We start from the raw sequence: 22670 nt of genomic DNA on the forward strand, positions 1-22670 counted from the left end.
AATGCGGACTTTGTAACGGGTGGGGAGAAACGCAGCGCGCCTGCCCGAGGTGTGAGGGTAGGATGAAGGATCGGGGAAGGGTGACTGATTTTCTTGATGAATACAGCCCTTATCTGGATCTTACCTATACCGACCTTGTTGATGGTGAGATCGATTCCTCCATTCAGGACGAATGTGTTCACCTTTTTGTGTGTGAAGCCTGTGGTCTGCAGGATATTCAGACAACATAGGCTGTTTCAGATACGATACAGCCCGGGCGGTGATTTATTCCAGACACTGCCCGGGTTTTACCGTTTTTGGAGGCATTCAGAAACATGCAGTTCCCCTAAAAAAACAAGCAGCCCTGGATAGGGCTGCTTTGTTATGATCAGCGGATACGGCTTTCTGTATCCTTATCAAAGAAGTGGACTTTGTTCATATCAATCGCCAAGGTAATTTGGTCTCCACCGTTGATATCGGAACGGGAATCGACACGGGCGATGAATTCCTGGTCATTCAATTTGGAATACAGGTAGGATTCGGAGCCCATCAGCTCAGCTACTTCAATGTCGGCCGTAATTTTCTTGTCCTGGTTGGCATCGATAAAGAGCGGCTCATCGTGCATATCTTCCGGACGCACACCGAGGATAATTTCCTTTCCGATGTAGCTCTGTTCTCTGAGCGGCTTCATTTTTCCTTCCGGTACGGCAATTTTGATTTCTCCGAGTTCAATGTGACCATCAGCCAGTGTGCCATGGAGGAAGTTCATAGCCGGGGACCCGATGAAGCCGCCGACAAACACATTCTCAGGCTTATCATAGACATCCTTCGGCTCACCCACCTGCTGGATGATTCCATCTTTCATAACGACAAGACGGGTGGCCATCGTCATCGCTTCGGTCTGGTCGTGGGTAACGTAGACGGTCGTTGTCTGCAGACGCTGGTGCAGTTTCTGGATTTCAGCGCGCATCTGGACACGAAGCTTGGCATCCAGGTTGGATAAAGGCTCATCCATCAGGAAGACTTTTGCGTCACGGACGATGGCACGCCCGAGGGCTACACGCTGTCTCTGTCCACCTGACAGCGCTTTTGGTTTACGGTCCAGTAAAGCCTCCAATCCAAGGATCTGAGCGGCGTTCTTGACGCGGCGTTCAATTTCCGACTTATCCATCTTGCGGAGTTTCAAACCGAAGGCCATGTTGTCATACACGTTCATGTGCGGATACAAGGCATAGTTCTGGAATACCATGGCAATGTCACGGTCTTTTGGTGCTACATCGTTCATGCGCTTGTCATCAATCATGAAGTCTCCGCCGGTGATCTCTTCAAGCCCTGCAATCATACGGAGTGTTGTCGATTTACCACAACCGGACGGACCTACAAAAACAATGAATTCCTTGTCATTGATATGAAGGTTGAAATCGTCGACGGCTTTCACATTTTTATCATACACTTTATCAATATTGTTCAGTTTAAGTTCTGCCATTGGAAACTCCCCCTGTTTTTGAAATCGCTTTCTTAACTGATTTCAGTGTACCGAAGTTTCTGAAAACGGTAAATGGACAAAGTGCACAAACTCACCATCGTGAGCTTTGTGCACTCTGTCGAATTACAACTGTAGATGTAAAAGAGCAAGATAGGTGATGACCGCCCCTTTGAAATCCTTAATATCCAAATCCGTTTTTTCGATGAACTTATCGACACGATACTGCAGGCTGTTCCGGTGCATATACAGCTTTTTAGCAGCAAGGGACGTGTTGGATCCGGTTTCAAGGAAAACCTTGATGGTCTGAAGCAGTTCCTTATCTTCCAGTACCTCGTGGAAGATCGACTGCTCCACCTGATGCCAATAGGCTTCAGGAAGGTAGTCGATGTAGAAATAGGGAATAATATCCTTGTAGGAAACGACAGCGGGCATGTGGTATCGATCTGCCAGATCGGCTCCGCTCAGCGACCATTTCAAAATAGAAGGGGCTTCTTTTAAGTCAGAACTGAAATGGCTTGTGAAAAAACGTATATTTGTGTAGAAGTCACTCATGAGAACATCCGGAATCCCTTCGAATGTCAGGACCTCCTGCCCGCTCGAGAAGATTTCCTCCACCATGTATCCCGACTGGTCCGACTGCCAGAGCAGGGGCACGCGTTCCGGAAATAGAGACTGGAGCGCTTCTTTTATCGTGCTTTTTTCAGCGCCGGAGTCATCAAATGTAAACAGGATGAAGCGGTACGACTGCGGCCAGGAAATGCCTTCATACTGGCTGCCGGTGGAAGTGAGTTCCTTCCATGCCGTTTCCCTTTCTGTCTCGGTCATGGTATCTTTCTCAAAAGGAGTAAGGAAGATGGATAACAGCTCCGCTTCCTGGTTATTCCTTTCGCCCTTAGGGATGGCAATGAGTTCTTTTTCCGGCGTCAGATAATAGTCCCACTGGTCTGAATCGCCGGCTTCTGCTTCGGTGATCACCCTCATAGAGGGGTAGATCTGCTGGAGTTGATGAATGACAGACATGAATCTCTTCCTTTTTACTAGGATATTTACTATTATAGTAATACAATGTAGAAATCCGCAAAGTCAATTGATCCCTATACATGATAAGTCGGAGGGAGAGGAGGAATCGGAGTGGAACACGTAAAAGAACAGAGTTTCTATGGACAAGAAACGAAAAACCGGTTGAAACGCATTGAAGGGCAGGTGCGCGGTGTCCTTAAAATGATGGATGAGGAAAAAGACTGTAAAGATGTCATCACCCAGCTGTCTGCGGCACGTTCAGCGATGGACCGGGCGATTGGTTATATTGTAGCGAAAAACCTTGAGGAATGTATACGCGTTGCTCACGAAGAGGGAGAATCCGCTGAAGATTTAATCAATGAAGCTGTACAGATGATTGTGAAAAGCCGCTGAAATGAAGCTGTCTCTGATGGATGAGGGTCCATCAGAGACAGCTTTATTATTTTTCTGCAAGGTCATTTTTCCGATTTTCCTGAACCGGAATTTCATGGGCTTCCCCGATCTGCTCCCGCCCGTATACTGGCGCTACGGTGCCGCCCGCCATTCCTTCATTAATCATGCGGTCAACATCCACTTCAAACTGGTCTTTTCCTTCGGGTGCCTTCTTTTTTTCCTCCTTCATTTTGGTCACCTCCTTCCTTATAGGGTGGCCCGTTTGAAGGGGAATCATGAGAGTGGATATTTTTTCATTCCTCTCGTTTGGCACACGCCGCATTTTTCCATTATACTTGGTACACTACGATAGAAAGAGGTTGTACGATGCATCCAATACTTCTGATTCTTTTAATGATGGGGATCGGTGCCTTGATTGGTGGAGTAACGAACTCTCTCGCGATTAAGATGCTTTTCCGCCCTTACCGTGCGATATATATCGGGAAGTTCCGCGTTCCATTTACGCCGGGGCTTATACCTAAACGACAGAATGAATTAGCACAACAGCTCGGGAAAATGGTCGTGAATCATCTTCTTACACCCGAGGGTATCCGCCGCAAATTGACTGAACCTGCTCTGGTGAGCCAGATGACCTCCTTGGCTGAACAAGAGGCGTTGAAATGGATGCAGCAGGATAAATCCGTCCAATCCCTGCTGAAGGATTTCCAAATCGATGTGGCTTCAGAGGAAATTCGATCGAATACGGCTTCTTGGATCGAAGAACGGTACCATATGCTGATGGATGGATACAGGCAGCAGGAAATCAGAGAGCTGCTGACTCCGGAATGGACATCGAAGGTGGATCATGGCGTTGACCAGGCCGCTGAGCACATTCAAAAAAGTATCGAGAATTATTTCCGGAGTACAGAGGGAAAAGAGAAAGTTTCCGCCCTCATTAATAATTATCTGGACAATCAAGGGTTTCTCGGTAATATGATTTCCTCTTTCTTAGGTCCGGACGGGCTGACTGAACGTCTGTATCCGATTCTTCTGAAATATGTGTCCGACAGTGAAATGAATGAATGGTTGAAAACGATGCTTCATGCAGAAAAAGAGAAATGGCTCGACATGCCCCTGGAATCCGTGGAAGAACGAATCGGTTCTGATGAAATCGGGCGTCTGATCGGGCAGACGGCGGCGGAGGCTCTTCCTGTTGAGCAATGGATGGAGCGTTCGATTGCAGACTGGACCGCTCCTATTCAGGAGAAGGTGACCAAACAATGGATTCCGGTCCTCATTAGGAAATCCATCGATGTCATCTCCGGCAAAGTGGAAGGGATGATCCAATCCGTTCGACTGGAGGAAGTCGTCAAGGAAGAGGTAGAGGCTTTCCAGGTGGATCGTCTGGAGGAGATGGTCCTTGGCATTTCAAGAAGGGAATTCAAGATGATCACATATCTCGGAGCTCTTCTTGGAGGACTGATCGGTCTGCTGCAGGCCGCTCTCGTCATGGTGATCGGATAAGACCCTATTCCTATACAGACTTCAGTGAGTCTGTTATAGTGGGGTAGGAATGTTAGAAGTACGAAATTACAGGAGGGCTTATTTTATGGCAAACCTATACGATTACGCTTATGATTTGGAAAAAGCGATCCGCAACAGTGAAGAATTCACAAGCTTGAAAGAAGCTTATGAAGCGGTTATGAATGACGAAGCAGCGAAAACAATGTTTGATGATTTCCGTCAGACACAAATGACGCTTCAACAAAAACAGATGCAGGGAGAGGAAATCTCCGAAGAAGAAGTGGAGCAGGCTCGTAAAGTCGTAGAACTTGTACAGCAGCACCCACAGATTTCCAAGCTGATGGAAGAAGAACAGCGTTTGAACACTGTTATCAACGATATCAGCCGTATTATTACAAAACCGCTGGAAGAGCTTTACGGTAATCCGGAAGAGCCACAGCAGTAATGCAGTTGACCGCCGTTTCTACGGTGGTCCGAGTCTGCAGAGAACCTTGTGTTCTCTGCAGACTCTTTTTTTATGCCTGGAAACGCAGCGGCCCTTCTCATTCAGCAGGAGTCTGTCTTTGTGTCTTTTCTGCATGATGGATGGAATGTTGTCGACCTTTGCAGGAGAAAAGAGACACGCCGGCGAAATGTAACGAATAGAAGACATTTTTGAATCCAGGGGGAGAAGAATGGGCCACTTTAGGGTTGAAGAAAAGGATAATGTTGTGCACATTACGTTGGACCGCGGAGAAAAGTACAATGCGCTCGGGACGGAGCAGTTAGCTGAATTTGCTTACGTTCTCGACCAGGTGCAGCATTCAAAGGCTCAGGTTGTGGTTTTGTCGGGAAGTGGAGACGGCTTTTGCGCCGGCGGGGATCTTACAATGATGAAGGAAGCCGCCGACCGTGACGTGTACGACCAGGTGATGGATGACATTGAATATATCGTGAAGTCTTTTTATACGATGCCTAAGGTTGTGATCGCTGCTGTTCACGGGCCTGTCGTCGGGCTCGGACTCAGTATTGCTTTATCGGCTGATTATGTAATGGCGGAAGCAGGGGCGCAGTTGTCCATGAACTTCATCGGCATCGGACTTGCTCCGGACGGGGGCGGCCACTTCTGGCTCCAGGAACGTCTGGGTACCCATCAGGCCAAGCATTTTACTTGGAAGGGGGAGCGGATGTCGGCTGCGGAAGCTTATGAATACAAGCTGATTGACCAGGTTGTTGAAGGATCGGTCCAGCAGAAAGCTGGAGACCTTGCAGATTATTGGAGCCGCCGCCCGCTCCGATCGATGATTGCGACGAAGGAGATCTATCATAAATATGGCTTGGAAAAGCTCCAGACCTATTTGACAGAGGAAAGGGAAACCCAATGGATGCTGAGGCACACAGATGATCACCTCGAAGGTGTTCAGGCTTTTATGGAGAAGAGGAAGCCTGTATTTCACGGAAAATAATGAAGAGCCGCGCCGTTAAGCGCGGCTCTTTTCAGCGGTGGAAAAGAACCAGCCGTCCATCAGGCGACACGCAGCGGTGGGTAAACTCACTGTATCCATGCTCCGTCAGTTTGGCTGTCCCTATTTTTTTTGCTTCCTCATCATGTTCAGCTTCAAAGTTCTCATCAAGCACATTTGTCCCGTCTTGTTCGAATACGGTTAAGTAGTAGCGTTTCATGGATGTCCCCCTCGAATGAATAGTTGTTCATTTATTTACATTTGTCATGAGAAAGCGAAATTCCTGCAAAAAGCTTCAAGTTTCTTCATTTTTATTTGTGGAAAAATTGAAACTCCCGGGCGGACAAGCCCGTAAGATAAACAGAAAGGGGAGGTTATCGGTATGACTTTGAGGTTGGAGAATGTTACAAAGACGTTCGGTTCGTTCACGGCAGTGGATCATTTATCCATCGAGATACCTGAACAGCAGATTTTCGGTTTTCTTGGAGCCAACGGAGCGGGCAAAACGACGACGTTCCGTATGATCCTCGGGCTGCTGGATCAGACAGAAGGAGAGATATCGTGGAATCGGGGGAAAATCGGCTATGGGGAGAGCCATTTGATTGGTTATCTTCCTGAAGAGCGGGGGTTGTACCCGAAGTTGAAAGTGAAAGAGCAGCTTGTGTACCTGGCTAAACTGCGCGGGATGTCCAAAAAGGAGGCAGTGGAGGAAATCGACCACTGGCTGGAACGATTTAAAGTGCCGGAGTATAAGCAGAAAAAAGTAGAGGAGTTGTCCAAAGGGAATCAGCAGAAAATTCAATTCATATCGGCTGTTCTGCATAAGCCGGAGCTGCTTATTCTGGATGAGCCGTTTTCCGGACTGGATCCGGTCAATGTAGAAATGTTGAAAGAGGCTGTTGTGGAATTGAAGGAAGCTGGCACATCCATTGTGTTTTCATCCCACCGTATGGAGCATGTGGAGGAATTGTGTGAAAGTCTTTGTATCCTTCATCATGGATCCCCCGTCGTTCACGGCAGGTTGAAGGAAATCAAACGATCGTTCGGTAAGAAAAACATCCGCATTCATGCAGATTTTGATACCTCATATTTACAGTCGTTCAAGGGTGTGACCAAATATAAGCCGCTTGCAGAAGGATGCGAGCTTCAAATTACTGCGGAAGAAGCAGCTGCGGGTATTTTTGAATCCCTTCATGGAAAAGGCTTTGTCCGCACCTTTGATTTGGAAGAACCGACACTGAATGATATTTTCATTGAAAAGGCAGGGGCTTCCTATGAATAAGTTCTTCATTATGATGGGCCATACATATAAAAATAGAGTGAAATCCAAATCTTTTGTGATTACGACGCTCATTATGCTCGTGTTTATTTTCGCTGTATCCAACCTTCAATCCATCATTGAACAGTTCAGTGGGGACGAAGATGAAAACCGTATTGCCGTTCTTTCCGAAAGTGCAGCTTGGGCGTCGGCTTTTGAAAGAAGTCTCGCTTCCAGTGAGTCAGCAGCCGCTGAAACCTATGAAGGGACGCTGGAAGAGGCAAAGCAGGAAGTAGAAGAAGGCAGTTATGAGGCTGTCGTTCACATCCGGCAAGGGGCAGATCAGCTCCCGGAAGCGACGTACTTTGCCAATCAGATTGCGAATATAGAAGCAAGTGAGCCTGTCCGTCAGGCCCTGCAGCAGGTGAAAATCGAGCAGGTGACCGAAGAAGCAGACGTGGCGCCGGAAACCCTGCAGCAGATATCAGCTCCGGTATCGTTTGAACTGGAAGCCCTGGAGGAACGGGCGAAATCCGCGGAAGAACTCAATCAGACGCGCGGAATCGTATATATCATGTTGTTCTTTATGTACTTTGCTGTCATTATGTACGGCCAGATGATTTCTACGGAAGTGGCTACGGAGAAATCCAGCCGGGTGATGGAAATCTTAATTTCCAGTGTGTCTCCGGTTTCCCAGATGTTCGCTAAAATCATCGGTATCGCTCTCGTGGGCTTAACCCAGTTTGCCATTTTCCTGACCGCCGGATATTTCAGTATTCAGCAGACGATAGAGTCGGGGAGCGCTTCATTTATTGATGGGCTGGGGCTGACCACGATTCAGCCTGCCACCATCATTTATGCGGTCGTATTCTTCCTGCTGGGATACCTATTGTTTGCCACCCTTGCAGCAACGCTCGGGTCTCTCGTCAGCCGTCTGGAGGATGCCCAGCAGATGACTGCTCCTATGATCATGCTTATCGTGGCTGCCTTTATGATTGCGATGTTCGGTCTGGCCTCGCCGGATTCGACTTTCATTACCATCAGCTCGTATTTCCCGTTTTTCACCCCGTTGATTATGTTCCTGAGAGTCGGGATGCTCGACGTCCCCGTATGGGAGGTCTCCCTTTCCTTAGGCGTGCTGATCGGTTCGATTGCGCTGCTCGGATGGATAGGGGCAAGAATTTACAGAGGAGGCGTTCTCCTTTACGGAAAATCATCATCTTTGAAGGATCTTAAAGCAGCCCTCCAACTATCGAAAAAAGAAAAGTCATCCTGAACGTTTCCGCCCTCCCCGGGGCGGTCTTTTTTTGCGCAGAAGCCCTGGAAGCGAACGTGCATTCGTGGGTGTGCTTTGGTAAAATAAAAGAAAAAGATGGAGTGAAGGAGCGGAAGCTATGCGGAATGGAATCACATTTGTCCATAGTGCAGATCTGCATATGGACAGCCTGTTTAAGACGAAAGGCCATCTCCCTGAGGAACTGCTCGAACGGCTGCGGGCGGGAACCTTTGAAGCCTTTGACCGCCTTATTCAAGTATGTATAAAAGAAGAGGCGGATTTCCTGTTGATTGCCGGGGATGTCTATCATGAGGAACTGCGCAGCCTGAAGGCACAGGTCCATGTGCGCCGGGGATTTGAGAAGCTGCAGAAGCACGGGATCAATGTATACGTCAGCTTTGGAAACCATGACTTTACGTCAGGAACGGAGCACGCGGTTTCCTTTCCCGAAAATGTATTCCTATTCGAGAGCGAGCGTGTCCAGGAGGTTCCCTTTTATAAGCAGGGGGAGCTTCTGGCGCATATTTATGGCTTTTCTTACGAGACAAGGGTGGTCAAGGAGCACAAAGCGCAGGAGTTTCAAAAGACGGGACACCCTCCGTATCACATTGCTATGCTTCATGGAAGTCTGGAATCGAATACGGATCACGATGTTTATGCTCCCTTCACATTGGAGGAATTGAAGCGTACGGGGATGGATTACTGGGCGCTCGGCCATATCCATAAACGGGAAATTTTATCTGCAGACCCGCTGATTATCTATCCGGGAAATACACAGGGCAGGTCTCAGAAAGAACAGGGGCCGAAAGGGTGTTACGTCATCGAAGAACAGGAGGGGAAATGGGAGTACAGGTTTCAGCCTCTGCACAGCTTTGTGTATGAAAGTGTTACCGTTCCTGTTCCATCCCTGGAAAGCCCGAATGAATTGGAGCGCGTATTAGAGAGTGCGAAGCATCACGTTGCGGAAAGCGGCGACTCTGTCATGCTCTCTGTGACGATTGAAGGCAGCGGGCGTCAGTGGAAGCGCTGGTGGTCCTCGGGGGTAATGGATGAATGGAAGGATATCGTTAACGAAAATGAAGACGTTATCGAAGACGGCTGGGTGTGGATTGAAGATGTGCGTCTGGATGAAAGGGTAAGCTGGACTGAAGAAGATCTTCATGGTCCTCATTTCACGGGAGAGTTCTTGAAGAAAATGAATGAAGCAGACGCCGAAGCCTTGGATTCGTGGCTCGCTCCATTGTACGGTCACAGGAAGATGTCGCGGTTCGTTCCTTCCCTTAATGAAAAGGAGCAGGCGGAAGTGCTGGAGAAAGCAAAAGCAGCGGCAGTAAACCAATTAATAGGAAGCGGGGATGACGGCTTTGATCATACATAACCTATATATTCATGGCTTTGGAAAATGGAGCGGGTTCTCCCTATCCTTCGCTGAGGACCGTCCGAACATCATTACAGGAAGGAATGAAGCAGGGAAATCCACCCTTTATCATTTCTTTTTATACATGTTTTTCGGTCTGCCGCCTAAGCAGAGGGAAGCATATAAGCCTAAACAAGGCGGGGGGCTTGGAGGTACCATCACGGTAGAGACGGCAGAAGCTGAAGTCGTGACAGTCGAACGATTTCATGACCGGCATAAAGGACAGGCGGTCTGCCGCAGCTCTCTTGGAGTAGAGTATGGAGAAGAATGGCTGAGGGAACAGTTGAATGGTCTGGACCGGGAGAGCTTTGAAGCGATCTTCAGTTTCAATGCGGACGACCTCCGCCATTTGGAAACGCTGTCTGCTGAAAGTCTTGGTGAAACCTTGCTGGATATCGGTCTCACCGGATCGGATCGGATCAGCCGCACAGAAAGATGGCTGGAAAAGAAAGTGGAGGAGCGGTTCAAACCCCAGGGCAGAAAACCCGTAATCAATGAACAGCTTCATAAAGTGGAAGACCTTTATAAAAAGAAACGATCACTCGAAAAAGAGGAGCAGGACTACCTTCATCTGCTTGAGGAAAAGCAGCAGGCGATGGAGGAAATCGAAGCCTCTGGAATGGCCTGGAGGGAGAAAACGAATGCCCTCTACCGGACGGAACAATTATTGAAAGCCAGACCGGCACTTGTGAACTATCATCAAGGGCTGGAAGAACTTCAACGCCGGGCGTTCATTGTTTTTCCTGATGGGGGAATGGAAAGATACAGGCAGCTCAAGGAAAAAATCCTCCCCCTTCAATCAGAAAAGAAGCTCCTCACTTCGGATGTCGAAGCCGGAAAGGAAAAGCTGAAGGCTTTGTCAACCGCTTACCAGCCTCAACGACTTGAGGAAGCAGCAATGCTTTTGAAGCAACGCCCCGAATCAGAAAAGATCGATTATGAGAAAGATCGGCTGCATAAGGAATCAGAGCGCAGGCAGGAAGAGCTGTCCAAGGAAGTCCAGGCGCTGGATATTCCATTGACCGTTGCCGATCTTGATGATTACACATTTCCCTTTTATATAGAAGAAACGTGGAGAGAATTGAAAAACGAAGAGCAGACATTGGTTCAGGAAAGGGCCTATATTCATGATCAAAGCATGGATCTGGAGCGGGAGTTTCAGTATGTAGAGACGAAGAAAGCTGAATTGGAAGAAGAGATGATCGGTGAAGACGAAGCGGCTGCTCTTCAATCCAAAGTTCAAGAAGCTTCAGAAACGGCTGCGGCCAACCGAGCCACAAGGAACAGTGGAAAAGCCGGCAGGAGACGTCCGAACAGGTCTGTTCTTTTTGTTGGAGCCGCCACTGTCCTATCAGGCGGGGCAGCGGTCTTTATAGGCGGCGGGAGTGTTGTTTGGCTGCTGCTTGGAGTGATGTTGTCCATCGGTCTCAGTTTCTATGCTTCCCGCCTTCCACAGAGTGTCCATCCTCAAATCCCGGATAGCAGAGAAGAAGAAGTGGAAAGAGCACGGGAGGAGCTGAGGAAATATGAAACAAGAAGAACGGAATGGAAGCATGTTCATGATCAGTGGAAGCAGCTGAATCATGAAGACATCCGTCTTCAGGAAAAAGAAAGTGTTGCCGCGCAGCGCCGGCGCCGCTTGGAAGCTCAAGTGACAGAGCAGCGAAGCCTTTATCCGTTTCTAACCGGACTTGATGTGAAACACTGGGAGAAGTTATTTCATAAAGTCGTTCAACTTCGTGAAAAGCGAGTGGAATACCTTCAGGCAGTGAATCGGATAGAGGAACTGGAAAGGGAACAGGACAGAATGATTGAGCAATTGAAAACGTTTCACAGACGTTTAGATTGGGAAATAATAGATCATACTGTCCGTACAGGCTGGAACGAATTGAGCGGCTGGGTCAAAAAGCAGGAACAGTTGGAAAGGGATGTCCATCAACAAAAAGAAGCGTTGGAAGCGTTGGAACACCGTCTTAAAAAAATCACGTATCAGCTGCAAGGTTATCTTGAAGAATGCCATCAGCTTTTTGGAGAGTGCGGGGTCGAGAGCGAACAAGACTTCTATAAAAAGGCGGAAGAGGCAGAAACCGTAAGGAAACTTCAGGAGAACGTCGCCGGGCATCAGTTTCAAATCGAAGGGTTGTTGTCTGAAGAAGATCAGTCATATGCGGATGTATGGAATCAAGTGCCGGAGGAAAGCCGGCTGCTGACCGAAATCCGAGAGTTCAAACGGGATATCGAGCAGCTGGAAACGCAGCAGTCTGATGCGCGGCAGCATCTTGCGGATATCCACAGCCGGCTCGATCAGATGGAGAATTCTGATAAGCGTTCAGCTCTGACCCACCACTATCAGGCGGAGAAAGAGAAGCTGAAGGAGCTGGCAAAGGAATGGGCCGGCTATCAGACTGCCCTGCAGGCCTTAAAGGAAACCAAACAGTCCTACCAATCCACCTACCTTCCTGCTGTACTGGCATCGGCTGAGGACTATTTCCGGGTGTTGACCGACCGCCGCTATGAAAGCATAGCGGCTGATGATTCTGAACGGGGGATCACCGTGCTCAATTCAGAAGGAATGCTTTTTGCCCCTGGAGAATTATCGAAGGGGACGCGCGATCAGTTGTACATATCGCTGCGTCTGGCTCTGGGGGAAACGATGGCCGGCCAAAGGCCGCTTCCCTTTTTTATGGATGATGCGTTTGTGCATTTCGATGAAAGCCGGCTGCAGAAAATGACTACGATTCTACAGGGCGTATCCACCCGTCACCAGGTGCTGTTTTTCTCCTGGAGAAGTGATCTTCAGCAAGTGTTTACAGACGCAAATATTCAGCAGTTAAAATAAATTGAGGTTTAGGTCGCAATCTCAGGACTTTAATGATAAAATGTTCTAAGATTACATGAGCATTATGCAAATGGAGGGTTTCCATTGCCAGAAACAAATAATAAAGACTGGACGAAATACGAAGAAACAATTGAACAATTCATTCAGGTGATTGCTAAGAATATGAGCCTCTACGGGGTGACTCCTTCGATAGGACGACTGTATGGAGTGTTGTACTTCTCCGAGGAGCCGATGACGCTGGATGACATGCGTGAAGCTCTTGAGATGAGTAAGACGAGTATGTCCACAGGTGTCCGGGCTTTGTCTGATATGAAAATGGTGGAACCTTCCTTTAAAAAAGGAGTTCGGAAAGACTTGTACAAGTCGGAGGAAGACTGGTATAAGTCATTCACTTCCCTTTTCGGGAGCAGGTGGAGACATCATACAGAAACGAACATTGAAGAGGCGGACGAGGCGATTCAGGAACTGGAATCTCTTCAGAACCGCACTTCCGATGAAGAGTTGAAAGAGAAGATCCAGGTGGATATCGACCGTTTAAAATATGCCCAGAACTACTACCGCTGGCTGATGAAATTCATCCATGTCGTTGAATCCGGGGAAATTTTTAAATACGTTCCGAAAATCGATCAGAAGAGTGAATAACATAAAAAAACTGTCCCGGCTTTTCCGATCATTGAATGGAAAAAGCGCGGGGCAGTTTTTTTGCTGGAGGGGAGCTTGTTCATATTCCGTCATGCTGGTACATAAGCTTATGGTAAACAGGGCAGGGAGGAACAGCGTATGCTATTCGGTTTGCCGATCTGGGTATTTCTATGTGTGGCTTTTATATTTTTCAGTGGCTATATGGCTTTCCGGGCTATGAGGGCGGAACATACATTGGAGCAGGAGTTTATTGAACAAGAGGGACAGGTGTATTTGAAGAGGATCGAGCAGGAAAAGCAGCGGCGGGGAAAACGGAGAATGACCTCAAACTAAAAGCCGGGTGAAGGATCACCCGGCTTTTTATTATTCTTCTGTATTCTCTTCTTCCGTGCTTGATTCCTCTTCTGCTGCTTCGTCTTCTTCAGATGCGTCATCAAAAAGACCTTCGAATTGATCATCCTTCACATCAATCTCGGCATCTTTTTCAAGCTGATCCATTTTCTCTTGAAGCTGTGTCTGATCGACCTTCTGGCTCACAAGTGTGCGTCGGATTTCATCTTTCGTATCTTCATAAGACTCGATATCTTCTTTTTCGCGCTTGTCGGTCACTTTAATGATATGGTAGCCGAACTGTGTTTCGACAGGTTCACTGACGCTGTCTTTTTCCAATTCGTAGGCTTTCTCTTCGAATTCAGCGACCATCTGTCCTGGACCAAACCAACCGAGATCTCCGCCGTTTTCAGAGGAGCCGTCTGTGGAGTATTCTTTGGCAAGCTCTCCGAAGTCACCACCGTCATCAAGCTTTTTCTGCACTTCTTGAGCGGTTTCTTCATCTTCGACTAGAATATGGCTTGCTTTTACTTCTGTTTTCATGCGTTCATAGTACTGCTTCATTTCTTCTTCTGTGATTTCGACATCTTCAGCTGCCGCCTTTTCCTGAAGCAGGCTCATGCGGATGGTTTCCTTGAAGGCTTCTTCATCAGAGAAGCCATTCTGTTCAAGGACAGTTTCAAACTGCTCCCCGTACTGGTCTTTCAATGTCTGCAGTTCTTCTTCAACGGCTTCATCGGTCACTTCATAGTTGTTGGAAAGAACTTCTTTCATAACAAGGCTTTGAAGCACTTGATCACCATGCTGGCTTTTCAGTTCCTGATAGAATTCTTCCTTCGTTACTTCTCCATCTTTCGTTTGAACGACGACTTCCGATTCATCCGCGTTTGATGAACAAGCTGAAAGGGTGAAGACGCCTGCCGCCAAGGCAGCAGTAATGGCTACTTTTTTCATGTGCATGACACTCCTAAAACGTTTTGTAATTTTTTCATGACGTAGAGATTAAATAAACAGCCTATGAGTAAATATAACACATTTTCCCTGTCCTATACTATAATGTTCAGCGAAAAAGGGTGGGGGAGCTTCCACCCCCAGTCTTTCCTTATCCGATCGAATATAAAACAGGCCGCTGAAGGGATCAGCGGCCTGGGTCATTATAGTGTATTTAAGACTTCCACATAGGATGAAATGAGTAAAATAGTGATCAGCACATTAATTGTTCGGAATACACGAGTCTGCTTCTCGTTCGACATTTTCGTTTTTAAGCATAAGGAATGTGTGAGTGAGTTAAACACGAATAAAATGACGAGCGCGTACAAGCTGAAACCAAATGCCATGTTGATGAACCTCCTTTATTCCCTATGAAACTACTCTATCAAAGTTTAACTGGATTGAACAGGAAAACCCCGTTCCAGGCCATAAAAAAACAGCGCTCCACTGAACGCTGTTTTTGATTTTATGCTTTCGGCTGATGAATGAGAATATCGTAGCCGTCTTTCGCATTTTCAATGATGCATTTCCTCGGTGCTTTCGCGAAATGGCTGACATAAAGAAAATCTGAAAAGGACAGCCCGATATTCACAGAGGCAAACAGCACCAGATAGGCGAAGTAATTCGGGAAGACGTAACTCATGACTAGTGTTGGAACAGTAATCAAAAAAGTCGGTGCCAGTGCCATCGTCATGGACATCGGTTTGGACAGCCTCGTCTTGCATTGATACGAGAACGTCGGTACGCAGCGTTTCCTGAATTTAAAGTGAACCCGCAGTCGTTTATAGCTGAGCATCAAAGGCAGCATATGCATGAGCCTATGAATGGACGGCAGAAAGAATAGAATGACCAGCAGCGGTATAAAACCGTGATCGTTCATATCATGCGTCGCATGGATCATGGAAAACGGCAGGTAAAGAATTAAAAAGGACAATAGTCCGGTGAGAATAGACATGATATAAACACGGTTTAATCCGAATTCTTTATTGATGTTCACTGATTTCCAGCAGTTCATCATAAGAATCCCCCCTTACTACAAAAAATGCTGTGATTTTATTATGATTATCGATATGATAGGAGTACGTTTTCTCTATCGTTTTATTAGCACAAGACGAATAATAGTATGTTTAGAGACAAAAAGCAATAGGTTTTTCGTAAAAAATACCACTGAAGATTTTACTTGATCTCGAAGTGGTCTGAAACCCTGCTGTGACAAGGGTGACAGCGAGAGGGGAGGGAAAAGTATGAAGAATGTGAATCTTTGTGACACTCTTTCTTTTCAACTGAAATTATTGAGCAGCATCAAAGAAATTGACCACTATCCTTTTACAAAATTAGTGATTGAAAAAGATTTAACAGAAATGGAATATGACGAGACGATGCATTTGCTGCAGACGCTCTCTGATCTTTATAAGGAAGAGAAGGAGGAGGGGCTGCTGGATCACTCTTCGTTACTCTTTCATTACGCGGGGATGGTCTGTTGGAAGCTTCCCATTACAGATTCTCTCGAAGCCCTTCATAAAGAAGGGTATTATAAAGACCTGACAGAACTGCTTCTGTCCTATACATAAAAAACCCCTTTCCAATGAAACATCGGAAAGGGGTTTTCAGCATATAAGTCCGGGTTTATAAGGGATAAGCACCAGGGCGTTAAGAAGAACGTGACTTCTGCGACTTTTGTTTGTACTTTTCCAAATCCGTCGGCTCGTTGACTAAAGCCTCTTCTTCAATATTTTCAAGAGAACGCTCCAGAATCTCCATATATTCATCGCCGTAAATCTCTTTAATCAAGGCGGATAGATCAAGGAACTCAGGAAGTTTCCCGAACATTTCGGTCATCGGCATCACGCCTTTGAGCACCGAATTGTCGTCGGGCTCGTACTCATTGAGCGTGGATTCCAAAAGGTCGTTTCCTTCAGGAGTCAGTTCCACATAGGTATTCCTTTTGTCATTCTCACGTTTAGAGAATTGGAGGAGTCCGCGTTCTTCCATTTTCTTTGAAAAGTTGAAGGCAGTCGAGACGTGCATCACACCATATTTGGATATTTCAGAAATGCTGGCCCCTTTGAGGTGGTAGGCAATCCATAGAATATGATGTTCATTGATGTTCAACTGAAAAGGTTTGATCCAGTTCTGCCAGTCCTTCTCGATGGCTTTCCAAAGCGCTTTGGACAGTTGTGCCATTTTATGACTATAATAAATGGCTTCTCGCTTTGTGATCTTTTCCTTCACCAATTTCACCTTCTTTAGGTATATTCTTAATTCTATTGTGCCAGACATGGCGGCAATAGGAAAGTTAGAATGTGCTATTCCAGTATCCTATTCCCTCTTTATAATAATATAAAACATTCTGTATTTGACAAGGTGTAAATAACAGAAAAATGATAAAAAAATACCAGTAAACGTATGTTTACTGGTGAGAAGCTCAAAATGGGTCCGGATGAAGGCTCTGGAGCGCCTTGGAAAGGCAGGTATGAAAATGGACCATTTCCCTCATGCGTTCCTGAAGAAACGCGGTTTCATCCATTTCTTTTTGTTTCACACAACGCTGCATGTTTTCCTGCACCTGCTCTTCTACAGCCGCTAATTCATTCTCTTGTTCATTCACAGCTGTCTGCCATTTTTGTATGTAGGAAGTCATAAAGGTTTTGTAGAGGTTGGTGGTGGGTGTATATAAATCCTTCCGAACCCCTTTTTTCCACACACGTTCAACCAGTCCTTGATCGGATAAATTCCGGATTCCAGTACTCATGGCCGTCTTGCTTTTTCCCAGCGCGCTGCTCATCTCATCAAGCGTCATTGGTGACGGATGAAGGTAAAGGGTGACAAACAAGCGGGAGTCAGCCATGGATAAACCGAACATCTCCAGGGTTTTAGAAAATTCGTGTATGACTTTCATCTGGATGTCTTCCAGGTTGTGGTGATCGTTTCCTCCCATATGCTCCTCCTTTTTACGTTCTACGACTACATTACTATAAATGGTAATCCAAGAAAAATTACGGATCGACAAGCATTTTGTCGAAATTAAACGAAATATGAAGCAAATCACCCTTTAAATTACGTACAGTTTGAACTGTACGTAATTTTTGTACTTATTTTAAAGTAAAGTACGTTTGAACTTTTATTTGCAAATGGGTTACAGTGTATAAGGTAATGAGTTCAAAGTCACAGTTTGAAGATTTTTAGAAAATGAGGTGAAAACGTGCCGGTCATACAAGTAGAGAATTTATCAAAGATTTTTGGTAAAAACGCTAAAAAGGCGACGAAATACTTAGATGAAGGACAAACAAAAGAAGAAATTCTAGAAAAAACCGGAAATACGGTAGGTGTCAACAGAGCCTCCTTTGACGTTGAAGAAGGAGAAATTTTTGTCATTATGGGATTGTCGGGGAGTGGGAAATCCACACTCGTGCGTTTGATCAACCGTCTCATCGAGCCGACGGAAGGCAGTGTGCTCATTGATGGAGAGGATTTAGCGAAGATGGACAGCCGTTCCCTTCGAGAGGTCAGACGTCAGAAGCTAAGCATGGTCTTCCAGAAATTTGGGTTATTCCCACATCGGACCGTACTTGAAAATACAGAGTTCGGCCTTGAAGTCCAAGGCATTGATAAATCGGAAAGAAAGAAAAAAGCCGAGGAATCTCTTGAACTCGTTGGTCTTGGCGGATACATACACCAGTTCCCGGGTCAGCTTTCCGGGGGAATGCAGCAGAGAGTCGGACTCGCCCGCGCTCTTGCCAATGATCCTGAAGTTCTTTTAATGGATGAAGCTTTTTCTGCTTTGGATCCATTGATTCGTAAGGAAATGCAGGATGAGCTTCTCGATCTGCAGGAAACGATGAAGAAGACGATCTTATTCATTACGCACGATCTCGATGAAGCTTTAAGGATCGGCGACCGTATCGCATTGATGAAGGATGGACGGATTGTTCAAATCGGCACACCGGAAGAAATCCTCGTGAATCCTGCCAACGAATATGTCGAGAAATTCGTAGAGGATGTGGACCGTTCGAAAGTGTTGACCGCTGAAAATATTATGAAACGGCCGGAGACCGTGGATGTGGAGAAGCACGGACCGAGAACCGCTCTGGAAAGAATGCGTAAAGAAGGCCTTTCTACGATTTACGTCACCGACAGCCGGCGGAACCTCCATGGCTATGTCACAGCGGATGATGTTTCAGAGGCAGCCAGGCAGGACGTGAAGGACTTGAAAGGGATTCTGCGTACAGATGTGCCGCAGATTCAGGGTTCCACGCCGATGCAGGAGATTTTCGACATCATCCATGATGCTCCTGTTCCAGTTGCCGTCATAGACGAAGGGAAGCTGAAGGGAATTATCGTACGCGGTGCTGTTATCGCCGCACTTGCAGGAAATGAGGTGAATCTACATGGAATCGATTCCTAAAATTCCAGTAGCCCAGTGGGTGTCGGATGCCACAGAGTTAACGACAGAAACGTTCGGATTTTTATTTGATTTTATAAAAAATGATTTTGGTGACTTTATCGAGATTGTAGCCGAAGACTGGCTGATGGGCATTCCTGTCTGGCTGTTTATCGCCATCGTCGGAGTGCTGGCCTTCTTTGTTTCCGGTAAGAAATTCGGTTTGACGGCTTTTTCTGTGATTGGTCTTTGGTTTATCCATAACCAGGAGCTGTGGGAAGAGTTAATGAATACCTTCACTCTTGTGGTGTTTGCCAGTTTGATCTGTGTTATTGCAGGTATTCCGCTGGGAATCTGGATGTCGAAAAACCGGACCGTGGAAAAGATTTTCACTCCTGTTCTGGACTTTATGCAGACGATGCCGGCTTTCGTATATTTAATACCGGCCGTAGCGTTCTTCAGTATCGGGATGGTCCCGGGTGTATTTGCATCCGTTATATTTGCGACACCGCCGACCGTCCGTTTCACAAACCTGGGAATCAGACAGGTGTCTCACGAACTGATTGAAGCCTCTGACTCCTTTGGTACAACCGGCGTTCAGAAGCTGTTCAAAGTACAGCTGCCGATGGCAAAGAAAACGATTATGGCTGGAATCAACCAGACGGTCATGCTTGCCCTCTCCATGGTGGTTATCGCTTCAATGATCGGAGCCAAAGGTCTTGGGCAGACGGTTATTACCGGATTGCAGCGGGCCGAAGTAGGAACAGGGTTTGTCGCAGGCCTTGGAATTGTCATATTGGCGATTATTATCGACCGTTTTACTCAAAACCTGAATACACAGCGTGGCGAGCAGTAAGGAGAAAAAAGACCATCGTCTTTTTCTAATACACACATTTTTTTAAAGGGGAGAGATTTACATGTGGAACTGGAAGCGTTTAGGTATGGCAGCAGGGGTGTCACTGACATTGATTGCTGCAGGATGTGGCTCATCAGAAGAAGAAGCGTCCGGAAGTGATTCTTCATCAGAAGAGGTCAGTTATGGGGAAGAAATGGATTATGAGATTACCGGAGTCGAAGCGGGTGCCGGTGTTGTCAGTAAAGCACAGACAGCTGTGGAAGAGTATGACAACCTTGAAGGATGGGAAGTGTCTACATCCTCCTCAGGGGCCATGGCAGCAGCACTTGGAGAAGCTTATGAGGACGAAGAGCCGATTGTTGTCACTGGCTGGACACCGCACTGGAAGTTTTCCAAATATGACCTTGAATACTTAGAAGATCCTAAGGGTGTCTTCGGTGAAGAAGAGCAGATTAAGACGATGGTTCGCGAAGGCTTGGAAGAAGACAAGCCGAACGCTTATCAAATCTTGGACCAGTTCAACTGGACAACCGAAGACATGGAATCGGTCATGCTGGATATCAATGAAGGCAGCAGTGAAGAAGAAGCCGCACAAAAATGGATCAAAGAAAATGAAGATCTTGTAGCGGAGTGGACAAAAGGGACGGAAGAAGTCGATGGAACCGAAGTGAAGCTGGTTTATGTGATGTGGGATTCTGAAATTGCCTCTACGCATGTCATTGGAGAAGTGCTGAAGCAGCAAGGATTTGACGTAACGTTGACGTCTCTGGATAACGGACCGATGTGGGAGTCTGTAGCCTCTGGAGAAGCTTCCGGAATGGTCGCAGCGTGGCTGCCGGTCACTCACGGAAGTCAGTATGAAAAACACGAGGACAGCATTGTGGACCTTGGTGCCAACTTGGAAGGGGCTAAAATCGGCCTTGTCGTTCCAGCCTATATGGATGTTGATTCTATTGAGGATCTGAAAGCGGCGGAATAACAGCTGAAACGCATCATTGAAAACCCGTGCAGGAATCGAGACATGTTGATCCCTGCACGGGTTTTTAGCAGGGTATACACCCTGTTTATTAACTTTAAAGCGTACAAAAGCCCCCGTTTGGATCAACGGGGGCTTTTCGGCTATTGATGGTTAATGGTCTCATGACTTGGCTGGGAAGGGTCGGTGTTTTGATCGGCCTTCGCTTTTTCCTCCAGCTCCTTCAGACTCTCTTCAATCTGCTCCAAATATTTCTGGATGTTTTTCTGGTGGGGTTCGACGGTGCGTTTCCAGCTTTCAATGGAGGATTTCACATCCTCGGAAAGCTCTTTAATTAATTCAGCACCTTCTTTGGACGTCTGAGTAATCTGGTCTCTGAGCTGCATGCCATCCTCTTTCAGGCTCAGCACGGTATTCTTCAGGTTTTCGCTTTTCAGTCTGGCATTTTCACGGAAATCCCTTCCGGATGATGGGGCATTAAAAAGTGTGCATGCGGCCCCGACGGCACCTCCTACTAAAATGCCCAGAGCTAACGATTTTCCATTTGGCATATCCGTCCATCTCCTTTCAGATCCATCTCCATGGTTCTATTTTCTCTTAATATGTAAGAATAAAACCTTAAAATGATAAAAAAGCGTCTGTCGTTTTAAGTATAACAAAGGCACTACAGAAAAGTAGTGCCTTTGTTGACTGACAAGGTTACGAAGCCTGCCGGACCGGACCTCCCATGGAAGACCGCTTGAGGATCTTCATGGCAACAGGGTACACAACGGCGACGAACAAGATGTTGAAGACCGCAGCCGGGAGAACGACTGTGGCGAACATGACGCCGAAACTCGCTTCCATCAGGCCGATGATATATAGGACAACGCCAAGGAAAATGGATCCGCTGATCATTGTTCCAATGCCGGCAAGAATCGGCTGCGTCAGTTTATGGTTAGAGATTTTTTTCGTCAGCAGTACAAGTCCAAAGAAAGCGAAAGCTGTCAATGGTTTGTCAATCAAGTTGGCAAGCTGGCCGCCGGGCACTGTCGTTGTCAAAGCAGCGATAAAACCGGTAGCTAAGGACAAAAGCAGTACATAAGGGGCTTTCGGGAACATCAGTATGCCCAGGAACATCATGGCCAGCATCATGTCCGGACGCATCCCGAAGAAAAACGGTGGAGCCACCGCGTGAAGCACAGCACCAATACCAACAAGCAGGGACAACATAACTAATACTCGAATATTCATTTAACATCTCTCCTCAACTATTCTAATCTCTTCTAAATGACATTCCAGACGTGTCCTTCTGACCGCCTGCGAACGCATACCTGTATTATACAAAAATCAGCTCCGAAAATCAAAAATGATACATAGTGTTAATGAGGAATCCGGCTGCTGATCTCACCGGCAACCGCCTGAAGCTGCTCCGGGGAGTACTCATCGGAATGGACTTCCCATTTTGCTCCGAAACCATCATTATCCCCATACCTTGGAATCAGATGAATATGTAGATGGAAAACAGACTGTCCTGCTGGTTCTTCGTTGTTGTTCAGCACATTCAAGCCGACCGGTTCATACGTTTCCTTAATGGCATTGGCGATTTTAGGAATTCTCGAGAAAAGAGCGGCTGCTGTGTCAGGATGGGTGTTGTAAATATCCTTGCAGTGCGCCTTGGGGATGACGAGCGTGTGCCCCTTCGTCACCTGACTGATATCGAGGAAAGCATACACTTTTTCATCTTCATACACTTTAGCGGAAGGGATGTCTCCGTCAATAATCTTACAAAAGATACACGAGTCTGCCATGTTTGACACTCCTTTCATTATTGAATGTATTGTACCATAAGAAGCGGTAGACGCCCATTAGTAGAAAGCGCGGGCGGCGTGTGTGCAGATGG

General features: G+C 46.7%; 27 protein-coding genes. 15 read left to right on the forward strand and 12 right to left on the reverse strand.

What is annotated here, in order from left to right:
* Positions 1–62: 62 nt before the first annotated feature.
* Entirely contained in the window at positions 63–230 is a 168-nt protein-coding gene (locus tag ACXAD6_RS04255) for a hypothetical protein (RefSeq protein WP_474967781.1), read from the forward strand.
* Positions 231–367: 137 nt separating this feature from the next.
* On the opposite strand, the gene ACXAD6_RS04260 is transcribed toward ACXAD6_RS04255, so the two are convergent.
* Positions 368–1465, reverse strand: coding sequence for an ABC transporter ATP-binding protein (locus tag ACXAD6_RS04260; RefSeq protein ID WP_474967782.1), 1098 nt, complete (start codon positions 1463–1465; stop codon positions 368–370).
* Between the two features lie 123 nt (positions 1466–1588).
* Positions 1589–2485, reverse strand: coding sequence for a PucR family transcriptional regulator (locus ACXAD6_RS04265; protein ID WP_474967783.1), 897 nt, complete (start codon positions 2483–2485; stop codon positions 1589–1591).
* A 111-nt stretch (positions 2486–2596) separates the two neighbouring features.
* On the opposite strand from ACXAD6_RS04265, the gene ACXAD6_RS04270 reads away from it, so the two are divergent.
* Positions 2597–2878 carry a metal-sensitive transcriptional regulator gene (locus ACXAD6_RS04270; RefSeq protein WP_027956555.1) on the forward strand — a complete coding sequence of 94 codons (282 nt, stop codon included), beginning with the start codon at positions 2597–2599 and terminating at the stop codon, positions 2876–2878.
* Between the two features lie 46 nt (positions 2879–2924).
* On the opposite strand, the gene ACXAD6_RS04275 is transcribed toward ACXAD6_RS04270, so the two are convergent.
* Positions 2925–3107 carry a hypothetical protein gene (locus tag ACXAD6_RS04275; protein ID WP_474967784.1) on the reverse strand — a complete coding sequence of 61 codons (183 nt, stop codon included), beginning with the start codon at positions 3105–3107 and terminating at the stop codon, positions 2925–2927.
* Between the two features lie 137 nt (positions 3108–3244).
* On the opposite strand from ACXAD6_RS04275, the gene ACXAD6_RS04280 reads away from it, so the two are divergent.
* The 3 genes from ACXAD6_RS04280 (at position 3245) to ACXAD6_RS04290 (ending at position 5826) form a co-directional block, all read left to right on the forward strand.
* Positions 3245–4381 (forward strand): DUF445 family protein, encoded by a 1137-nt coding sequence (locus ACXAD6_RS04280; RefSeq protein ID WP_474967785.1) that lies wholly within the window; start codon positions 3245–3247, stop codon positions 4379–4381.
* Between the two features lie 85 nt (positions 4382–4466).
* Positions 4467–4826: a YlbF/YmcA family competence regulator gene (locus ACXAD6_RS04285; protein WP_160834837.1), complete on the forward strand. Its 360-nt coding sequence runs from the start codon at positions 4467–4469 to the stop codon at positions 4824–4826.
* A gap of 229 nt (positions 4827–5055) precedes the next feature.
* Positions 5056–5826 (forward strand): enoyl-CoA hydratase, encoded by a 771-nt coding sequence (locus ACXAD6_RS04290; protein ID WP_474967786.1) that lies wholly within the window; start codon positions 5056–5058, stop codon positions 5824–5826.
* Between the two features lie 31 nt (positions 5827–5857).
* Here ACXAD6_RS04290 and ACXAD6_RS04295 read toward each other — a convergent pair whose 3' ends face one another.
* Positions 5858–6043 (reverse strand): YhzD family protein, encoded by a 186-nt coding sequence (locus ACXAD6_RS04295; RefSeq protein WP_474967787.1) that lies wholly within the window; start codon positions 6041–6043, stop codon positions 5858–5860.
* Positions 6044–6205: 162 nt separating this feature from the next.
* On the opposite strand from ACXAD6_RS04295, the gene ACXAD6_RS04300 reads away from it, so the two are divergent.
* The 6 genes from ACXAD6_RS04300 to ACXAD6_RS04325 all read left to right on the forward strand — a co-directional run bounded on the left by ACXAD6_RS04300 (position 6206) and on the right by ACXAD6_RS04325 (position 13588).
* A complete protein-coding gene (locus tag ACXAD6_RS04300) occupies positions 6206–7105 on the forward strand; it encodes an ABC transporter ATP-binding protein (RefSeq protein ID WP_474967788.1) in 900 nt (299 codons plus the stop codon).
* 37 nt (positions 7106–7142) lie between these two features.
* A complete protein-coding gene (locus ACXAD6_RS04305; protein WP_474967789.1) occupies positions 7143–8357 on the forward strand; it encodes an ABC transporter permease in 1215 nt (404 codons plus the stop codon).
* 118 nt (positions 8358–8475) lie between these two features.
* Positions 8476–9735 carry a metallophosphoesterase family protein gene (locus tag ACXAD6_RS04310; protein ID WP_474967790.1) on the forward strand — a complete coding sequence of 420 codons (1260 nt, stop codon included), beginning with the start codon at positions 8476–8478 and terminating at the stop codon, positions 9733–9735.
* On the forward strand, positions 9713–12613 hold the full coding sequence (locus ACXAD6_RS04315) for an AAA family ATPase (RefSeq protein WP_474967791.1): 2901 nt from the start codon (positions 9713–9715) through the stop codon (positions 12611–12613). Before ACXAD6_RS04310 ends, ACXAD6_RS04315 begins: the two co-directional genes overlap by 23 nt.
* An 84-nt stretch (positions 12614–12697) precedes the next feature.
* Positions 12698–13255, forward strand: a complete 558-nt coding sequence (locus tag ACXAD6_RS04320) for a GbsR/MarR family transcriptional regulator (RefSeq protein WP_027956545.1) — start codon at positions 12698–12700, stop codon at positions 13253–13255.
* A gap of 138 nt (positions 13256–13393) precedes the next feature.
* Positions 13394–13588 carry a sporulation YhaL family protein gene (locus ACXAD6_RS04325; RefSeq protein WP_474967792.1) on the forward strand — a complete coding sequence of 65 codons (195 nt, stop codon included), beginning with the start codon at positions 13394–13396 and terminating at the stop codon, positions 13586–13588.
* 30 nt (positions 13589–13618) lie between these two features.
* Here the strand turns inward: ACXAD6_RS04325 and ACXAD6_RS04330 are convergent, their stop codons facing one another.
* The 3 genes from ACXAD6_RS04330 to ACXAD6_RS04340 all read right to left on the reverse strand — a co-directional run bounded on the left by ACXAD6_RS04330 (position 13619) and on the right by ACXAD6_RS04340 (position 15593).
* Positions 13619–14539 (reverse strand): peptidylprolyl isomerase, encoded by a 921-nt coding sequence (locus tag ACXAD6_RS04330; RefSeq protein WP_474967793.1) that lies wholly within the window; start codon positions 14537–14539, stop codon positions 13619–13621.
* Between the two features lie 200 nt (positions 14540–14739).
* Complete coding sequence (locus ACXAD6_RS04335) at positions 14740–14922, reverse strand: hypothetical protein (RefSeq protein WP_027956542.1); 183 nt, start codon at positions 14920–14922, stop codon at positions 14740–14742.
* Between the two features lie 119 nt (positions 14923–15041).
* Positions 15042–15593: a DUF3267 domain-containing protein gene (locus ACXAD6_RS04340; protein ID WP_474967794.1), complete on the reverse strand. Its 552-nt coding sequence runs from the start codon at positions 15591–15593 to the stop codon at positions 15042–15044.
* Positions 15594–15819: 226 nt separating this feature from the next.
* On the opposite strand from ACXAD6_RS04340, the gene ACXAD6_RS04345 reads away from it, so the two are divergent.
* The gene (locus ACXAD6_RS04345; RefSeq protein WP_035532700.1) at positions 15820–16146 is read left to right on the forward strand and encodes a DUF1878 family protein; all 327 of its coding nucleotides are present in this window, start codon (positions 15820–15822) and stop codon (positions 16144–16146) included.
* Positions 16147–16225: 79 nt separating this feature from the next.
* On the opposite strand, the gene ACXAD6_RS04350 is transcribed toward ACXAD6_RS04345, so the two are convergent.
* Both ACXAD6_RS04350 and ACXAD6_RS04355 read right to left on the reverse strand, forming a co-directional pair.
* The gene (locus ACXAD6_RS04350; protein WP_474970361.1) at positions 16226–16759 is read right to left on the reverse strand and encodes an HTH-type transcriptional regulator Hpr; all 534 of its coding nucleotides are present in this window, start codon (positions 16757–16759) and stop codon (positions 16226–16228) included.
* 241 nt (positions 16760–17000) lie between these two features.
* Positions 17001–17513, reverse strand: a complete 513-nt coding sequence (locus ACXAD6_RS04355) for a GbsR/MarR family transcriptional regulator (protein ID WP_474967795.1) — start codon at positions 17511–17513, stop codon at positions 17001–17003.
* A gap of 264 nt (positions 17514–17777) precedes the next feature.
* Here ACXAD6_RS04355 and ACXAD6_RS04360 point away from each other — a divergent pair, with 264 nt between their 5' ends.
* The 3 genes from ACXAD6_RS04360 (at position 17778) to ACXAD6_RS04370 (ending at position 20791) form a co-directional block, all read left to right on the forward strand.
* Positions 17778–18980, forward strand: coding sequence for a quaternary amine ABC transporter ATP-binding protein (locus ACXAD6_RS04360; RefSeq protein ID WP_474967796.1), 1203 nt, complete (start codon positions 17778–17780; stop codon positions 18978–18980).
* Positions 18964–19812: an ABC transporter permease gene (locus ACXAD6_RS04365; RefSeq protein ID WP_027956537.1), complete on the forward strand. Its 849-nt coding sequence runs from the start codon at positions 18964–18966 to the stop codon at positions 19810–19812. The genes ACXAD6_RS04360 and ACXAD6_RS04365 overlap by 17 nt, the downstream gene beginning before the upstream one ends.
* Positions 19813–19873: 61 nt before the next feature.
* Positions 19874–20791: a glycine betaine ABC transporter substrate-binding protein gene (locus tag ACXAD6_RS04370; protein WP_474967797.1), complete on the forward strand. Its 918-nt coding sequence runs from the start codon at positions 19874–19876 to the stop codon at positions 20789–20791.
* Between the two features lie 140 nt (positions 20792–20931).
* Here ACXAD6_RS04370 and ACXAD6_RS04375 read toward each other — a convergent pair whose 3' ends face one another.
* The 3 genes from ACXAD6_RS04375 to ACXAD6_RS04385 all read right to left on the reverse strand — a co-directional run bounded on the left by ACXAD6_RS04375 (position 20932) and on the right by ACXAD6_RS04385 (position 22578).
* A complete protein-coding gene (locus ACXAD6_RS04375; RefSeq protein ID WP_474967798.1) occupies positions 20932–21339 on the reverse strand; it encodes a YtxH domain-containing protein in 408 nt (135 codons plus the stop codon).
* 148 nt (positions 21340–21487) lie between these two features.
* Entirely contained in the window at positions 21488–22021 is a 534-nt protein-coding gene (locus tag ACXAD6_RS04380) for a tryptophan transporter (RefSeq protein ID WP_474967799.1), read from the reverse strand.
* A 128-nt stretch (positions 22022–22149) separates the two neighbouring features.
* Positions 22150–22578: an HIT family protein gene (locus ACXAD6_RS04385; protein ID WP_474967800.1), complete on the reverse strand. Its 429-nt coding sequence runs from the start codon at positions 22576–22578 to the stop codon at positions 22150–22152.
* Between the last annotated feature and the right edge of the window lie 92 nt (positions 22579–22670).

The organism is Halobacillus sp. ABH2_015, from assembly GCF_056158945.1.

Excerpts from the sequence above, each read along its gene's own strand:
- ACXAD6_RS04255 (WP_474967781.1), top strand. The coding sequence starts at position 63 with ATGAAGGATCGGGGAAGGGTGACTGATTTTCTTGATGAATACAGCCCT.
- ACXAD6_RS04260 (WP_474967782.1), bottom strand. The coding sequence starts at position 1,465 with ATGGCAGAACTTAAACTGAACAATATTGATAAAGTGTATGATAAAAAT.
- ACXAD6_RS04265 (WP_474967783.1), bottom strand. The coding sequence starts at position 2,485 with ATGTCTGTCATTCATCAACTCCAGCAGATCTACCCCTCTATGAGGGTG.
- ACXAD6_RS04275 (WP_474967784.1), bottom strand. The coding sequence starts at position 3,107 with ATGAAGGAGGAAAAAAAGAAGGCACCCGAAGGAAAAGACCAGTTTGAA.
- ACXAD6_RS04280 (WP_474967785.1), top strand. The coding sequence starts at position 3,245 with ATGCATCCAATACTTCTGATTCTTTTAATGATGGGGATCGGTGCCTTG.
- ACXAD6_RS04285 (WP_160834837.1), top strand. The coding sequence starts at position 4,467 with ATGGCAAACCTATACGATTACGCTTATGATTTGGAAAAAGCGATCCGC.
- ACXAD6_RS04290 (WP_474967786.1), top strand. The coding sequence starts at position 5,056 with ATGGGCCACTTTAGGGTTGAAGAAAAGGATAATGTTGTGCACATTACG.
- ACXAD6_RS04295 (WP_474967787.1), bottom strand. The coding sequence starts at position 6,043 with ATGAAACGCTACTACTTAACCGTATTCGAACAAGACGGGACAAATGTG.
- ACXAD6_RS04300 (WP_474967788.1), top strand. The coding sequence starts at position 6,206 with ATGACTTTGAGGTTGGAGAATGTTACAAAGACGTTCGGTTCGTTCACG.
- ACXAD6_RS04310 (WP_474967790.1), top strand. The coding sequence starts at position 8,476 with ATGCGGAATGGAATCACATTTGTCCATAGTGCAGATCTGCATATGGAC.
- ACXAD6_RS04315 (WP_474967791.1), top strand. The coding sequence starts at position 9,713 with ATGACGGCTTTGATCATACATAACCTATATATTCATGGCTTTGGAAAA.
- ACXAD6_RS04325 (WP_474967792.1), top strand. The coding sequence starts at position 13,394 with ATGCTATTCGGTTTGCCGATCTGGGTATTTCTATGTGTGGCTTTTATA.
- ACXAD6_RS04330 (WP_474967793.1), bottom strand. The coding sequence starts at position 14,539 with ATGAAAAAAGTAGCCATTACTGCTGCCTTGGCGGCAGGCGTCTTCACC.
- ACXAD6_RS04335 (WP_027956542.1), bottom strand. The coding sequence starts at position 14,922 with ATGGCATTTGGTTTCAGCTTGTACGCGCTCGTCATTTTATTCGTGTTT.
- ACXAD6_RS04340 (WP_474967794.1), bottom strand. The coding sequence starts at position 15,593 with ATGATGAACTGCTGGAAATCAGTGAACATCAATAAAGAATTCGGATTA.
- ACXAD6_RS04345 (WP_035532700.1), top strand. The coding sequence starts at position 15,820 with ATGAAGAATGTGAATCTTTGTGACACTCTTTCTTTTCAACTGAAATTA.
- ACXAD6_RS04350 (WP_474970361.1), bottom strand. The coding sequence starts at position 16,759 with ATGGCACAACTGTCCAAAGCGCTTTGGAAAGCCATCGAGAAGGACTGG.
- ACXAD6_RS04355 (WP_474967795.1), bottom strand. The coding sequence starts at position 17,513 with ATGGGAGGAAACGATCACCACAACCTGGAAGACATCCAGATGAAAGTC.
- ACXAD6_RS04365 (WP_027956537.1), top strand. The coding sequence starts at position 18,964 with ATGGAATCGATTCCTAAAATTCCAGTAGCCCAGTGGGTGTCGGATGCC.
- ACXAD6_RS04370 (WP_474967797.1), top strand. The coding sequence starts at position 19,874 with ATGTGGAACTGGAAGCGTTTAGGTATGGCAGCAGGGGTGTCACTGACA.
- ACXAD6_RS04375 (WP_474967798.1), bottom strand. The coding sequence starts at position 21,339 with ATGCCAAATGGAAAATCGTTAGCTCTGGGCATTTTAGTAGGAGGTGCC.
- ACXAD6_RS04380 (WP_474967799.1), bottom strand. The coding sequence starts at position 22,021 with ATGAATATTCGAGTATTAGTTATGTTGTCCCTGCTTGTTGGTATTGGT.
- ACXAD6_RS04385 (WP_474967800.1), bottom strand. The coding sequence starts at position 22,578 with ATGGCAGACTCGTGTATCTTTTGTAAGATTATTGACGGAGACATCCCT.